15 protein-coding genes are annotated in these 14,443 nt (G+C 32.9%); 8 read left to right on the forward strand and 7 right to left on the reverse strand.

The window, feature by feature from the left end; translation table 11 throughout:
- Positions 1-53: 53 nt before the first annotated feature.
- From ACVCZW_RS09305 to ACVCZW_RS09315, 3 genes are all read left to right on the forward strand, one after another.
- A complete protein-coding gene (locus ACVCZW_RS09305) occupies positions 54-2,255 on the forward strand; it encodes an AAA family ATPase (RefSeq protein WP_452232249.1) in 2,202 nt (733 codons plus the stop codon).
- Between the two features lie 36 nt (positions 2,256-2,291).
- Complete coding sequence (locus ACVCZW_RS09310; protein WP_452232250.1) at positions 2,292-3,554, forward strand: DUF2130 domain-containing protein; 1,263 nt, start codon at positions 2,292-2,294, stop codon at positions 3,552-3,554.
- 122 nt (positions 3,555-3,676) lie between these two features.
- Positions 3,677-3,868 (forward strand): cold-shock protein, encoded by a 192-nt coding sequence (locus tag ACVCZW_RS09315; protein ID WP_028282170.1) that lies wholly within the window; start codon positions 3,677-3,679, stop codon positions 3,866-3,868.
- Positions 3,869-4,024: 156 nt separating this feature from the next.
- On the opposite strand, the gene ACVCZW_RS09320 is transcribed toward ACVCZW_RS09315, so the two are convergent.
- From ACVCZW_RS09320 to ACVCZW_RS09350, 7 genes are read right to left on the reverse strand one after another with little or no spacing between them, the layout of a single operon-like run.
- On the reverse strand, positions 4,025-4,831 hold the full coding sequence (locus ACVCZW_RS09320) for a type 1 glutamine amidotransferase domain-containing protein (RefSeq protein WP_452232251.1): 807 nt from the start codon (positions 4,829-4,831) through the stop codon (positions 4,025-4,027).
- 8 nt (positions 4,832-4,839) lie between these two features.
- On the reverse strand, positions 4,840-5,997 hold the full coding sequence (locus ACVCZW_RS09325) for an iron-containing alcohol dehydrogenase (protein WP_452232252.1): 1,158 nt from the start codon (positions 5,995-5,997) through the stop codon (positions 4,840-4,842).
- A gap of 19 nt (positions 5,998-6,016) precedes the next feature.
- Positions 6,017-7,015, reverse strand: a complete 999-nt coding sequence (locus ACVCZW_RS09330; protein WP_452230182.1) for an NADP-dependent oxidoreductase — start codon at positions 7,013-7,015, stop codon at positions 6,017-6,019.
- 10 nt (positions 7,016-7,025) lie between these two features.
- Entirely contained in the window at positions 7,026-7,658 is a 633-nt protein-coding gene (locus ACVCZW_RS09335) for an NAD(P)H-dependent oxidoreductase (protein WP_452229936.1), read from the reverse strand.
- A gap of 17 nt (positions 7,659-7,675) precedes the next feature.
- Positions 7,676-8,341: a nucleoside-diphosphate sugar epimerase gene (locus ACVCZW_RS09340; RefSeq protein ID WP_452232253.1), complete on the reverse strand. Its 666-nt coding sequence runs from the start codon at positions 8,339-8,341 to the stop codon at positions 7,676-7,678.
- Position 8,342: 1 nt separating this feature from the next.
- Entirely contained in the window at positions 8,343-8,927 is a 585-nt protein-coding gene (locus tag ACVCZW_RS09345) for a TetR/AcrR family transcriptional regulator (protein WP_452229938.1), read from the reverse strand.
- Positions 8,927-9,295: a DoxX family protein gene (locus ACVCZW_RS09350; protein WP_452229939.1), complete on the reverse strand. Its 369-nt coding sequence runs from the start codon at positions 9,293-9,295 to the stop codon at positions 8,927-8,929. The genes ACVCZW_RS09345 and ACVCZW_RS09350 overlap by 1 nt, the downstream gene beginning before the upstream one ends.
- 152 nt (positions 9,296-9,447) lie before the next feature.
- Here ACVCZW_RS09350 and ACVCZW_RS09355 point away from each other — a divergent pair, with 152 nt between their 5' ends.
- The 5 genes from ACVCZW_RS09355 (at position 9,448) to ACVCZW_RS09375 (ending at position 14,441) form a co-directional block, all read left to right on the forward strand.
- The gene (locus tag ACVCZW_RS09355) at positions 9,448-10,029 is read left to right on the forward strand and encodes a Crp/Fnr family transcriptional regulator (RefSeq protein ID WP_452229940.1); all 582 of its coding nucleotides are present in this window, start codon (positions 9,448-9,450) and stop codon (positions 10,027-10,029) included.
- Between the two features lie 71 nt (positions 10,030-10,100).
- The gene (locus tag ACVCZW_RS09360) at positions 10,101-11,195 is read left to right on the forward strand and encodes an alkene reductase (RefSeq protein ID WP_452232254.1); all 1,095 of its coding nucleotides are present in this window, start codon (positions 10,101-10,103) and stop codon (positions 11,193-11,195) included.
- 29 nt (positions 11,196-11,224) lie between these two features.
- Positions 11,225-11,653: an OsmC family protein gene (locus ACVCZW_RS09365; RefSeq protein ID WP_452232255.1), complete on the forward strand. Its 429-nt coding sequence runs from the start codon at positions 11,225-11,227 to the stop codon at positions 11,651-11,653.
- Positions 11,654-11,895: 242 nt separating this feature from the next.
- A complete protein-coding gene (locus ACVCZW_RS09370; RefSeq protein WP_452232256.1) occupies positions 11,896-13,227 on the forward strand; it encodes a TolC family protein in 1,332 nt (443 codons plus the stop codon).
- Positions 13,228-13,238: 11 nt separating this feature from the next.
- On the forward strand, positions 13,239-14,441 hold the full coding sequence (locus ACVCZW_RS09375) for an efflux RND transporter periplasmic adaptor subunit (protein WP_452229944.1): 1,203 nt from the start codon (positions 13,239-13,241) through the stop codon (positions 14,439-14,441).
- Positions 14,442-14,443: the final 2 nt, after the last annotated feature.

Genomic DNA, 14,443 nt, shown 5'->3' on the forward strand with positions numbered 1-14,443 from the left:
TGAAATAATTAAAATGAGTTATTTTAGTAATTTAATAGATTCAAGAAAGTAATATGATTAAAAATATAAAGTTACATAAGATTGCTACATATACGGAACCTGTTGAAATAAATGATTTAAAAAAAATTAACTTTATTTATGGTTCAAATGGAACTGGTAAAACAACTATTTCCAATTTTTTATATGATTCTTCAAATATTAATTTTTCTGAATGCTCTAAAACATGGGAAAATAATACAAAACTTGAAATTCTTGTTTATAATAAAAAATTTAGAGAAGAGTATTTTGGAAAAGGTAAGCTTAATGGTGTTTTTACATTAGGGAAAGCAACAAAAAAAGAATTAGATTTAATCAAAATAAAGAAAGAAGAACTTAAAAATTTAAAAGAACTCTATGAAAAACGAAAGTTATCATTGGAGGTTAAAAATGAAAAAAAAATTCATAAAGTATTAAGTTTTAAAGAAAAAATCTGGAAGAGCATACTTCAGAAACATAAAGTTCATTTCAAAGAAGCATTTGTTGGTTCTATGAAAAGTAAAGATGTTTTTTATGATAGAATAATCAATGAATTCAAAAATAACATCAATCCATTTTTAGAAATAGATATTCTGAAAACAAAATCTAAGATTATTTTTGGAGAAGTTCCTACTCAGATAAAGCCTTTTACAACTATTCATTTTGATAGGATTTTAGAGATTGAGAAAGATGTAATTTGGAAGAAAAAAATTATTGGGAAAGCAGATGTTGAAATTTCTAAACTAATACAAAAGTTGAACATCAATGATTGGGTTATAAAAGGAAAAAACTTTTTGGTCGATACAGAAACTACTTGTCCTTTCTGTCAAGAAGAAACAATTACTTTAGATTTTAAAAAGCAATTAGACGAATTTTTTGATGAAAATTTCACTAAAAACTTAAAAAATATTAATGATTTTAATCAAGAATATCTTCGGGAAGCAAGTACAATTGTTCATCAATTAAATCAAATTGAGATAGAAGAAAAGGATAATGAAAAAACAATTTTAAATATAAATTTATTTTCAGCGAATTTAAAAACCTTAATTAGTGAGTTAAGTGCAAATAAAGAATATTTACAAAATAAAATTTCAGAGCCAAGTAGAGAAGTTGTTTTGCAATCTATAAAGGAACAATTAGATAACTTAAACCTACTACTCGTTGAAGCTAATAAATCTATAGAAAAGCATAATAAAATTGTTTTAGATTATGCCAATCAACGAGACGAATTAATAAAATCAATATGGAAATATCTTATAGAAAATAATAAAGAGGATATTAATATTTATATCAAAGAATTAGATTCTTTAGACAAAAGTATTAATGGTATACAAAAACAATTTATAGAATCCAAAGAGAAATATCTAGCACTTATTATAGAGATTAACGAGTTAAGTGTAAATATTACTAGTTCAGAACCTACTGTAATTCAAATTAACAATATTTTGAAAAAATATGGATTGCAAAGTTTCATTATAGTTCCATCAAAAAGAGAAGAAAACCATTATGAAATACAGAGAGATGATGGTTCATTAGCCGAATCGACATTAAGTGAAGGAGAAGTTACATTTATTACTTTTTTGTATTTTTTGCAAATGTCCAAAGGTTCTTTAGAAGAAGGCAAAACTTCAGAAGATAAAATACTTGTAATTGACGACCCAATTTCTAGTTTAGATAGCAATATTTTGTATGTTGTCAGTACTCTAATAAAAAGTATTTTAAATGATGTCAGAGAAAGTAAGGGAAATATACTTCAGGTAATATTATTAACTCATAATGTTTTTTTTCACAAAGAAGTTTCTTTTATTGATGGTAGAACTAGAGTCTTAAATAATACAAATTACTGGATACTTAGAAAGAAAAATAAAAAAACTTCGATTCAACCTTTTGGACAAGAAAACCCAATACACTCATCTTATGAATTATTATGGAAAGATTTAAAAGATGAAAACTCTTTAGTTTCTGTTCAGAATAATATGCGTAGAATTATCGAAAACTACTTTAAAATTTTGGGTAAACATCGTGATGAAAAAATTATAAATAAATTTGATACAAAAGAAGAACAAGATATTTGTAAATCTCTTATAAGTTGGATAAACGATGGTTCTCATAGTATTAATGATGATTTATACATTGAATATCAAGATGAAACTATCGATATTTATAAAAGGGTATTTAAGTCTATCTTTGAAAAAACAAAACATATTGAACACTACAAAATGATGATGCAAGAGGAGTAAGTAATTGTTCAATAAAATAATATTCAGAAATATAAAATGAAAAACGAAACACAAATAAAATGCCCAAACTGTGGCACATCCATAGATGTTCAAGATATTTTATCGCATCAATTAGAAGAGGAAATAAAACAAAAGTATCAGTCGCAAATAGCTGCAGAAAAGAAAAAATATGAGTTGCAGCAAGAGCAATTAAAACTGGAGAAGCAAAATTTTCAGGAAAAGAAAAAGAAAGAAAATGAGTTGTTTCAAGAGCGTTTAGAAAATCAGCTAAAAGCAGATAAAAAAGAAATAGAAGCCAAGCTAAAACGCAAACTAAAAGAAGAACAATCCGAACAGTTTGATGCCCTTCAGAAAGAACTAAACGAAAAATCAGAACAAGTTAAAGAGCTCAATCGTTCGAAAGCAGAAATTGAAAAGCTAAAACGAGAAAAAGGCGAATTAAAAGAAGCTGCAGAAGCCGAAGCACAGAAAAAACTGAATGAAATTCTAATTTCCGAAAAGGAAAAAATCAAAAAATCGGAAGAAGATAAAAACGAATTGCGTTTTAAAGAAATGCAAAAGCAATTGGAAGATCAGAAAAAGCTTACCGAAGAAATGAAACGTAAGCAGGAGCAAGGCTCGATGCAATTGCAAGGAGAAGTACAAGAATTGGCAATAGAAGAATGGCTGGCGGCGCAGTTTCCGTTAGATACCATTCAAGAGATTAAGAAAGGCGCTCGTGGTGGCGATTGTCTTCAGATTGTGCATTCTAGAACCGAACAAAATTGTGGTACCATCTATTATGAAAGTAAAAGAACCAAAGATTTTCAGCCAACTTGGATTGAAAAGTTTAAAGCAGATATTAGAGATAAAGGTGCCAATATTGGGGTTTTAGTAACCGAAGTAATGCCTTCCGATATGGATCGAATGGGATTAAAAGATGGCATTTGGATTTGTAACTACGAAGAGTTTAAAGGACTTTGTGCCGTTTTAAGAGAAGGAATTCTACAAGTAAACAACGCGATAATTACACAGGAAAATAAAGGAGACAAAATGGACCTGCTTTACGATTACCTAACGAGTAACACGTTTAGAATGCAAATTGAAGCGATAGTCGAAGGTTTCACACAAATGAAATCGGATTTAGAAAGTGAAAAACGCTCCATGCAACGTATCTGGAAACAAAGAGAAAAACAAATTGAAAAAGTAGTTACCAATACGATTGATATGTATGGTTCTATAAAAGGTATTGCAGGAAATGCGATACAATCGGTGAAAGCTTTAGAATTGCCAGGATATGATGACGACGATCTAGACTAGATTTAAAGATAATAATTTTTTTTTCGACTAAAATGAAATAAAAACAAGAAAAAGAATCAAAATCTAAATTAATGGCACTATGTTTGCTTATTATAAAGTATTAATAAATAAATTACATTACAATGAGTAAAGGAACAGTAAAATTTTTCAACGACACAAAAGGATTTGGTTTTATAACTGAAGAAGGAGTAGACAAAGATCATTTTGTACACATTTCTGGATTAATCGACGAGATTAGAGAAGGTGACGAAGTTGAATTCGATTTACAAGAAGGAAACAAAGGATTAAACGCAGTTAACGTAAAAGTTATCTAAGATATATACTTCAAGTTTTTACAAAAGTCCATCTTTAATAGATGGGCTTTTTTAGTTTACAAACCTTTGTAAACAGAAAACCGGGAACAATTAATTGTTCCCGGTTTTTTTATTATAATCGTTATAGCTACTATTTACTATTGTAAAAAGTATAGCTTACTTTAAACTTTCTAATAGTTTTTCTGCTACTAATTCTGAAGAAGCTGGATTTTGTCCAGTAATTAGATTACCATCTTGAATAGCGTATGCAGCCCAATCGTCTCCATTAGAATAATGGGCACCATTTTCTATTAGCATATCTTCTAATAATAATGGTACTACTTCGGTTAAGCCTACAGCAGATTCTTCTGAATTTGAAAAGCCGGTAACTTTTTTACCTTTTACTAATCGTGTTCCATCTTCATTTTTAACATCTCTCAATACTGCTGGAGCATGACAAACAAATGCAATAGGTTTCTTTTGATTATTGAATTTTTCAATTAAAGCAATAGAATTTTTATCGTTGGTTAAATCCCATAACGGTCCGTGTCCTCCAGGATAAAATACAGCATCAAAATCGTCTGCATTCATATCCGCTAATTTGTTCGTATTCGCAATTTTTTCTTTGGCAATGTCATCCGCATTAAAACGATCTGTTGCTTCTGTTGCAGCATCTGGTGAATCACTACTTGGATCTATTGGTGCAGCGCCTCCTTTTGGCGTTGCGATAGTAATTTCTACTCCTTTATCTAATAATGTGTAATACGGACTAGCAAATTCTTCTACCCAAAATCCTGTTTTTTTTCCGGTATCTCCTAATTTATCGTGAGATGTTAATACAAATAATACTTTCATTGTTTTGTCTTTTTTTAATGTTGTTTGTGCTTCTGAAACTTTTTCAGAAGGGTTTTCCTTTTTCACCTCTTTACAACTAGCAGCTGTAATAATAGTAAGTGTTAAGGCTAATGTTTTTAGTAAATTCATTCTTAAAATTAATACGCCATTTTTACAATTTTCTCCGCATCTTCTGGCATTAATGCTTGTCTTTCTCCTAATTTCCAACCACGCGCTGTAAAACGTTTGGCAATCTCTTCGGCAGTTCCTTCGTAGTCTTTTGTGTAATCGGATAGTTTCGTATCGATTCCTAAGGAGTGGAAAAAAGCAGTGGTTTTTTCTATTGCAGCGTATGCTTTATCGTCTATGCTTCCTTCAGTAATATTCCAAACACGTTCTCCATATTGTGCTAATTTTTCTTTTTTACCCTCAAAATTATATTTATAATGGCTTGGCGCAATAATCGCTAAAGTTCGTGCATGATCGATACCAAATAAAGCGGTTAACTCATGACCCATCATGTGTATTGCCCAATCTCCAGGAACTCCTTTTTGGATTAATCCGTTTAAAGCCATGGTACAACTCCACATAAAGTTAGAAGCCGCTTGATAATCTGTAGGGTCTTTTAAAACCTTAGGTGCTACTTCAATAATGGTTTGTAGAATACTTTCTGCAAAACGATCTTGTAATAATGCGCCAATTGGGTAGGTCATGTATTGTTCTAAAACATGCGTAAAAGAATCCATTAATCCATTTGCCAATTGGCGTTGCGGAATAGAACTAATTACTTGCGGATCTAATATCGAAAACACAGGGAATAAACCTGGTCCGCCCATGGCTAACTTTTCTTTGGTTTCTGCTCTTGTAATTACGGCTCCAGAATTCATTTCAGATCCTGTTGCTGGTAAGGTTAAAACCGTTCCAAAAGGCATTCCAACTTCGGTTCTAACATTTTTAGTTAAAATATCCCAAGGTGTTTCTCCTTCATATACTGCTGCTGCAGATAAAAACTTCGTTCCGTCAATTACAGAACCACCACCAACGGCTAGTAAATAGGTGATATTTTCGTCTTTAATAACTTTTAAAGCCTCCATTAGCGTAGCATACTCCGGATTTGCAGGAATACCTCCAAATTCAATAACCTCAACTTTGGCTAAAGCGGTTTTTACTTGTTCGTAAATACCATTTTTCTTAATACTTCCTCCGCCATAAAGTAATAATACTTTAGCATCTTGAGGGATTTCTGTTTCTAATTTTTGTATCGTATCCTTTCCAAAAATGATTTTAGTCGGATTTTTAAGTTCAAAATTGTTCATCTTCTTTTTCTTTATTTTTTTAAATTTTAACTATCATTTTACCTTTGTTTTTACCTTCAAATAAATCGATAAAAGCATTTGGTATATTATCAAAACCATCTACGATAGTTTCGGTATATTTTAATTTTCCTTCTGCTAACCAAGCCGATAAATGTTGCATTGCTTCTGGGAATTTATCCGCATAATTAGAAACAATAAAACCTTGCATTAAGGCACTATTTTTCACTAGGAATGGCTGTACACTTAAACTTGTAGGTAGTTCGGTTTCGTTATACACCGAAATAGCACCACAAATAATAATTCTTGCAAATCGGTTAATGTTGAAAAATACAGCATCCGAAATTGGTCCGCCAACATTATCAAAATAGATGTCTACACCATTTGGCGCTAATCTTTTAAGGTCTGCATTAATATCTGTACTTGTATTATAATTGATACCAGCGTCAAAACCAAACTTGTTTTTTAGCATGTCGATTTTTTCGTCGGTACCAGCAATTCCAATAACGTGAAGACCAAGAATTTTTGCGATTTGTCCAACCACACTACCAACAGCTCCAGCAGCCCCGGAAACTACAATCGTCTCACCAGCAACCGGTTTCCCTATTTGAGTTAAACCTAAATATGCGGTTAATCCAGTCATTCCTAAAACACCTAAATACGTGCTTAATGGTGCTTTATTTCCATCGACTTTTAAAAGTCCGTCACCATTAGAAACTTGTTGTGTTTGCCAATTTAGCATCCCAGAAACATAATCGCCTTCTTTAAAGTTTTCATTTTTAGAAGCGATCACTTTAGCAATGACTCCAGAATGTACCGGTTTGTTTAATTCAAAAGAAGGAACGTACGATTTAGCATCACTCATTCTTCCTCTTAAATAAGGGTCTACAGAAACATAAGCAGCTTCCAAAAGGACTTCCCCTGTATTTATGGTTAACTGTTTATCTTCGGTAACAAATTCAAAATTGGAAACGGTAGGTTTCCCTTCGGGTCTGTTGTTTAATAATATAGTCTTCATGATAATTGTTTTTTTATTCTATAACAGTGACTAATTCTTCCATAGGTTTTCTAACCTTTTCTAAATTCACTAACCAATCTGCATCGTCTTTTCTATACCCAATAGGTAACATCACCGCACTACGCAATCCTTTTTCACGTAGCCCTAAAATTTTGTCTACTGCATCTGGTTCAAAACCTTCTAATGGTGTTGCATCTACACCTTCAAAAGCTGCAGCAGTTAACGCTTCTGTAAAAGCAATGTATGCTTGTTTTGCGGCGTGGTTAAAGTTTTCTTCGGCATCTTTTTGCGGATACATACCTAATAACATTTGGCGGTAGTTTTCCCATCCTTCATTTTCAAATCCGCGAATGGTATTGGTTAAATCAAACATGTGATTAATTCTATCTGCGGTGTAGGTATCCCAAGCAGCAAAAACGAGTAGGTGAGAGCAGTCGGTAATCACAGATTGATTCCAAGCAACTGGTCTAATTTGTTCTTTAATGGCTTGATTTTTAATTACAAAAATCTCAAAAGGTTGCAATCCACTGGATGTAGGAGCAAGACGAGCAGCTTCTAAAATACGTTCTACTTTATCTTCAGAAACCTTTTCACCATTCATTGCTTTTGCAGCGTATCTCCACTTTAATTTATCTAATAATTCCATATGTTTAATTTTATTTTTTAGTTGTTTTTTGCTATTCTTTTAATATCGTTGGAAGTAATTATCACTTCCGCATGACTTGTACTATTTGCCAGCGTAATCATAGCTTGCGCTATATCTTCTGGATCTATGATTTTATATTCTTTTAATTTTCCAATAAATAAAGGCTGAATCACCTTAAATACTGCTAATCCTATTTTTTCTAATGGGCGCGCCTCGTTACGTTCTCCACCAATTATCGATGGTCTTAATACAAAGGTGTTTTTTACGTTTTGTTGTAATACATCGCGTTCCATTTCGCCTTTCGTTTTATTGTAAAAGACACTACTTTTTGCCGATGCTCCCATTGCCGAGATTACTAAAAAAGTGGGTATCTTATTTTCTTTAGACAGTTTTGCTGCCGTTACCGGAATACCATAATCTATCTGTTTGTACAAATTTTTATCTGGTGTCTTTTTGGCTGTTGTACCAATGCAACAAAACACTTGATCTGCCGTAAAATCTGGTTTAAACTCTTCCAACTTTAATAGATTACCTATAAACTGTGTTACTTTGTTTGGTAGCCCTTCTATTTTAGAACGGGAAAACAATTTGATGCTTTCATAGCTATCGTCTTCCATTAATTTCTGAAGTAAAATACCGCCAGTCAAACCAGAAGCTCCTAATATTATTGCTGTTTTTTTCATTTTATTTACAAACTTTTATACTACTCCAAGCAGATTGATATGCTTCTTCCAAATGTGTTTTATCTAGTTGAAAAGCACCGCGCTTTTGAGTAATCATTAAAAACGATAGCGGATTTATCGCATAGGCATATAGTAGGAAATCGGATAAGGGTTTAATAATACCTTCTTTTTTACCACGCGCCCAAAGGTCGAGTAGTGGTTGCAGGTGTTTAATACCTTCTTGTCTGCTAGGTTCATCAATCATTGGTGTATTATCACATTGCGCTAAAAACATGGCGTTTTCACACTCTTTGAGTTTAAACTCCGCAATGCGTTTCCATATAAGTTCAAATCCTGCTTCAATTGACATACTTTCGTCGTAAGTTTCAAAAGCATATTTTGTATATGCTGCTTTCACTTCGACATAGGTTTGATTTACTAGGTCTTGTTTATTTTCAAAATATAAATAAATGGTCGCTGGAGAAACGTTAGCCATTTTTGCTATTTTACTCATTGGTGTTGCGTGAAAACCATTGTTGTTTACCAACTCAATCGTCGCTTTAATCAATGCATTTCGTTTATCAATACTTTTTTGAAGTTTCGCCATTATGCTTTAATTTTTTCAAGTTTATATGCCAAAGCAATTAGAACAAACTGTATTGGTAATCGTATCATAGCTGCCTGATGACTTCCAATGGCAGGTGTTTCTGAAAACACATCCCAAATATGAATAGGAAGAAAGAGGATCATTAGAACAAAAATTCCCGTCGCCGCTTTACTAGTGTACTTTGGTATAAGTAACAGAATTCCTAATGCAACTTCTAATACACCGGAAGCATAAATGATAAGATTTTTATAGATTAAAAAATCAGGAACAAATGCATTAAAAAAAGCAGGTTTGATAAAATGTTGCATACCTGCATATATCATAAATAATGCTAACAGTATTCTTAAAATTTTCCAGATAACTTTCATCTTCTTGTTTTGAGAGTACAAAGATATACTTAAAAATGAATGTTCATTCTTTTTTAACAAAGTTTTATATTTCTAAGCTATTTTGGTTTATTTTTAAAGAATAAAAGAGAAGGAATCATTTTAGAATATAATCAATTCCTCATCTTTGTAACATGATTTATAAGTCCATTTCAAAACATATACATGCAAATATTCAGCCATCCGCAGCCGATATGCAGGCATTTCAATCTGTTTTAAATGAAGTCTCTCTTTCTAAAGGACAGTTTTTATTAAAGCCAGGAACGCAAGTAAAACACGAGTATTTTGTAATTAAAGGTTGTTTAAAAGCGTACTATTTAGATGAGAAAGGCCATAAACATATTATTCAATTTGCTATAGAAAATTGGTGGATAGGCGATTTTGAAGCTTTCTACAATCAAGCGCCTGCCAAATTATATATTGAGGCTATTGAAGATGCACAATTACTATCTATTCATTATAATAGTCTTCAAAATTTATATAAGCAAGCTCCAATTTTTGAACGTTACTTTCGCATATTAATCACCAAAGCATTTATTTCTCAAAGTAAGCGCATATTGTCTGCGCAAGAAAAGAATACCCAACAACGCTATTTAGAATTTTGTACTTCGTATCCGCAAATTGAAGATCGCGTTCCAAATTATGACATTGCCAATTATTTAGGAGTTTCTCCTGAAAATTTAAGTAGAGTTAGAAAAAAGTTAAATCTATCCTAATTGATATAGGTCAATGAGATTGTTCGTATAATTATGGAAATTTGTTGCAGTAACAATTTATAACCATATACATGAGCAAACAACCATTATTAACCGCATATACTAAAAATTTAAACCTAAATAACAGAGTGGTAATGGCTCCTATGACACGGAGTCGTGCTAATAACGAAGCAAAAGTAGCAACAGACGAATTACAAGGTTTGTATTACGAGCAACGCGCTTCGGCAGGTTTAATTATTACAGAAGGTTCACAAGTTTCGGAGCAAGCTGTAGGCTATATTAATACACCAGGAATTTATTCGGAAGCACAAGTCGCTGGTTGGCAAAAAGTAACCAAACGTGTACATGATAAAGGTGGTAAAATATTTATCCAGTTATGGCATGTTGGCAGAATGTCGCATCCAGATTTTCATCATGGTGCATTACCAGTTTCAGCTTCGGCTATAAACCCGAATGCAAAATCATTTACACCAGAAGGCTTTAAAGATACAGTGACGCCAAAGGAAATGACTATAGAAGATATTAAAAGGACGGTTAAAGATTTTCAACATGCAGCAGCAAATGCAATAAAAGCAGGATTTGATGGTGTCGAAATTCATTCTTCTAATGGGTATTTGTTTCAGCAATTCTTCAACGGATGTTCTAATACACGAACAGATGCTTATGGAGGAAGCTATGAAAACAGAACCCGTTTCTTTTTTGAAGTTTTAGATGCTATGAAAGAAGTGATTCCGCAGGAAAAAATAGGAGTCCGTTTTAATCCTTCTTTAAATGGTCTGTTCGGAATTACTTTAGACGAAGACACGATTCCTACGTTTGAATATATCATCAAAAAATTAAACGATTATAATTTAGCTTATGTACATTTATCTGAACCTTTTTCTGATGTTTCGGAAGTGCCTTTTGCGGTGACCGAAATTGCAAAACATTTCCGACCTTTATATAATGGAACCTTAATGATTAATACCGCATTTGATCAAGAGAAAGGAAATAAAGTTCTGGAAGCTGGTGATGCCGATTTAGTAGCTTACGGAAAACCATTTATCTCGAATCCGGATTTAGTAGCACGTTTTGAGAATGATTTGGAACTAGCCGAATGGGATGCAGACACCTTTTATACAACGGGAGCAAAGGGATACACCGATTATCCGAATGCTTCCAAATAAATAATTTAGTTTCACTTAAAACAAATATTATGAAGTTTACAAGAAAAGCAAATGCAGTATGGCAAGGAAGTGGTAAAGACGGACAAGGAAATCTAACCACAGGAAGTAAAGTGCTAGATAAAACAGCCTATTCTTTCCATACCCGATTTGAAGATGGCGAAAAAGGAACGAACCCAGAAGAATTAATAGGAGCAGCGCATGCAGGTTGTTTTGCGATGCAATTAAGCTTCTTACTAAACGAAAATAACTTTACAGCAACTACTTTAGATGTAGATGCTACGGTTACTTTTGAAGATGGAACCATTACAAAAATCACTTTAAATTTAGTAGGTGATGTTCCAGAAATTGACGCAGAACAGTTTCAGCAAATAGCACACAAAGCAAAAGAAGTTTGTCCGATTTCTAAACTATTAAACACCGAAATCGAATTGAAGATTACTTTAAAAAGCGGCAAGTAATTGTGCAACAAGTAAGGACTTGAGGGTATTTAAAGAATCCTTTATTCTATATCTTTTATAAAAAACAGCATCTAAATATTTTAGATGCTGTTTTTGTTTTTAGAGCCTTCCGAGCAAATCGAAAAAATCGTATCGATAGAATTTCGGTTTTCGTATAGTCAATTCCCCCAAACGTCTATTCCTTTATATTAAGATAGTATATAGTTGCACCTTTGAAGTGTTAAATCAAAACACTCAATAAAATGAAATTATATCTAATCCTTGTAAGTCTATTCTTTGTGCAGTTCACTTTTGCACAAGATACCACTACAGCAACAACACCGAAAGTATGGTCCTTAGAAGATTGCATCTCCTATGCACTAGAAAACAACATCACAGTTAAAGATGCAGCCTTAAATAAGGACATTGCCGAAATAGATTATAGCAAATCGAAATCGTCTAGACTGCCTAATTTATTTGGTAGTGCTTCTCAAAATTTTTCTAGCGGAAATACCATCGATCCAATTACAAGTAGTTACGTAACCGATCAAATAAATAGCACCAATGTTGGGATTAATAGTTCGATGACTTTATTTCAAGGGAACCAATTGAACAATCAGATTAAACAAAATAAACTGTTCTTAGCGCAAAGTATTTTTCAAGAAGAAGTAGAAAAAAATAACATTGCTTTAAATATTTTAGAAGTGTATTTACAAACGCTATATAGTAAAGAAAGTATCGCTATTGCGGAAAACAATGTAACTGCCTCACAAAAAGAAGTAGAAAGAGCAAAAGCACGTTTAGATGCGGGAACCATTGCATTAGGGGATTATACCGAAGCGCAAAGCCAAGCAGCGACGAACAAGTACAATGTGATTGCTGCTAAAAACGATTACCAGCAATATATCATTCAGCTGAAACAATTATTAGAATTATCTCCTTTAGAAGATTTAGAGATTCAAACTATTGATGAAAACATGGATTTAGTAAACCTGGAGTTGGATAAAATGAAAGTCTATACGAATGCGCTTGGTTTTCTTCCTGAAATACAATCAAGTATTTTAAATATTGAAGTCAATAAGAAAGAATTAGATATTGCTAAAGGTGCTTATTTACCAACCTTATCCTTATCTGGAAGTATTGGATCTGGTTTCACAAGTATTAATGATAATAGTTTTTCCGATCAGTTTGATATTAATTTCAATCAGAAAATCGGACTGTCTTTAAGTGTTCCAATATTCAATAGAAACCAAACCAAAGCAGCGGTTAAAACGGCGAACATCAATATTGAAAAAGCCGAAATTCAAAAACAAAGCACAGAAAAAGAAATCTATAAAAAAGTAGAAACAGCATATCAAAATGCAGTGTCTGCGCAAGAGCAAGTAGTTGCTTCGGATGCTTCAAAAATAGCAGCAGAGCAATCGTATAAACTTGCACAAAAAAAGTATGAACTGGGAGCTTTAAGTACTACCGATTTAGTGATTAGTCAAAATACATTTACCAATGCACAGCAAAACTATTTACAATCGAAATACTTAAACATTTTATACCACCAATTATTACAATTTTACCAAGGAAACGATATCCAACTTTAATTCAAAAAATTATGAAAACTAAAAAGAAAATCATCATAACAAGCGCGATAATAGTACTATTGGCAGTCATAGCCTATAGTTTTATAAAAGGCGACGATGCCATAATAGTAGAAGCAAAAACTATAGTAGCTAAAAAAGCAGACGTCACTACCATGGTTACAGCAACCGGAACGATGGAGCCTATTACGCAAGTAGAAGTAGGGACACAAGTATCTGGAGTGGTAGAGAAAATATATGTGGACTATAATAGCGTTGTTACCGAAGGCCAGCTGATAGCAGAATTAGATAAAACCAATCTAAACGCAGCTAAAACACAAGCACAAGCTGTTTATGATAATGCGGTTAGTCAGCGAAATTATACAAAAACGATTTACGACAGACAAAAAACATTGTTCGATAATCAAGTGATTAGTAAATCTGATTTTGACGATGCTGCATTCAACTACGAAACTGCAAAAGGAACGGTGACACAGCGTTATTCCGATTTACAACAGGCCAGAACCAATTTAGGTTATGCCAATATTTATTCGCCAATTGATGGTGTGGTATTGTCTAGAGCGATCGATGAAGGACAAACGGTAGCAGCAAGTTTAAGTACACCAACGCTATTTACAATTGCGCAAGATTTAAAAGAAATGCAAGTAGAAGCAGATGTGGATGAAGCAGATATTGGACAAGTTATAGAAGGACAACGTGTAGAATTTACAGTAGATGCCTACCTAGGAGAAACCTTTGAAGGTGAAGTAACACAAGTGCGTTTAGATCCAACGGTTACTTCAAATGTTGTAACATATACCGTTGTGATTAAGGCACATAATCCAGACTTAAAACTAAAACCAGGATTAACAGCAACCATCTCTATTTACACTTTAGAATTAAGTAATGTATTAACGGCAGAAGCCAAAGCCATCAACTTTAAACCTGAAAAAGAAGTATTAGCAACATATAATCAACAACATGGCTTAGAAACAAAAAATAGCGAAAGATCTAGAGAAGCCACTGCACTTTGGGTGTTAGGTACTGATGGATCAATTACACCGAAGATGGTAACACTTGGTGCTAGTGATGGTGTTAATGTGCAAATTTTAAGTGGCATTTCCGAAGGTGATAAACTAGTGTATAGCTTAAAAGGAGTTTCTAAATCAGAAGCGGCTACAGAGGAACAAAGTAAAAGTCCATTTATGCCTCAAAGAGGTGGTGGCGGAAAAAGATAATA

Source organism: Lacinutrix sp. MEBiC02595, from assembly GCF_053601555.1.

What these genes read in the sequence shown, in the direction of transcription:
- ACVCZW_RS09335 (WP_452229936.1), bottom strand. Translation starts at nt 7,658, where the DNA reads ATGGAATTATTAGATAAATTAAAGTGGAGATACGCTGCAAAAGCAATG.
- ACVCZW_RS09365 (WP_452232255.1), top strand. Translation starts at nt 11,225, where the DNA reads ATGAAGTTTACAAGAAAAGCAAATGCAGTATGGCAAGGAAGTGGTAAA.
- ACVCZW_RS09360 (WP_452232254.1), top strand. Translation starts at nt 10,101, where the DNA reads ATGAGCAAACAACCATTATTAACCGCATATACTAAAAATTTAAACCTA.
- ACVCZW_RS09340 (WP_452232253.1), bottom strand. Translation starts at nt 8,341, where the DNA reads ATGAAAAAAACAGCAATAATATTAGGAGCTTCTGGTTTGACTGGCGGT.
- ACVCZW_RS09350 (WP_452229939.1), bottom strand. Translation starts at nt 9,295, where the DNA reads ATGAAAGTTATCTGGAAAATTTTAAGAATACTGTTAGCATTATTTATG.
- ACVCZW_RS09310 (WP_452232250.1), top strand. Translation starts at nt 2,292, where the DNA reads ATGAAAAACGAAACACAAATAAAATGCCCAAACTGTGGCACATCCATA.
- ACVCZW_RS09320 (WP_452232251.1), bottom strand. Translation starts at nt 4,831, where the DNA reads ATGAATTTACTAAAAACATTAGCCTTAACACTTACTATTATTACAGCT.
- ACVCZW_RS09325 (WP_452232252.1), bottom strand. Translation starts at nt 5,997, where the DNA reads ATGAACAATTTTGAACTTAAAAATCCGACTAAAATCATTTTTGGAAAG.
- ACVCZW_RS09345 (WP_452229938.1), bottom strand. Translation starts at nt 8,927, where the DNA reads ATGGCGAAACTTCAAAAAAGTATTGATAAACGAAATGCATTGATTAAA.
- ACVCZW_RS09315 (WP_028282170.1), top strand. Translation starts at nt 3,677, where the DNA reads ATGAGTAAAGGAACAGTAAAATTTTTCAACGACACAAAAGGATTTGGT.
- ACVCZW_RS09370 (WP_452232256.1), top strand. Translation starts at nt 11,896, where the DNA reads ATGAAATTATATCTAATCCTTGTAAGTCTATTCTTTGTGCAGTTCACT.
- ACVCZW_RS09355 (WP_452229940.1), top strand. Translation starts at nt 9,448, where the DNA reads ATGATTTATAAGTCCATTTCAAAACATATACATGCAAATATTCAGCCA.
- ACVCZW_RS09305 (WP_452232249.1), top strand. Translation starts at nt 54, where the DNA reads ATGATTAAAAATATAAAGTTACATAAGATTGCTACATATACGGAACCT.
- ACVCZW_RS09375 (WP_452229944.1), top strand. Translation starts at nt 13,239, where the DNA reads ATGAAAACTAAAAAGAAAATCATCATAACAAGCGCGATAATAGTACTA.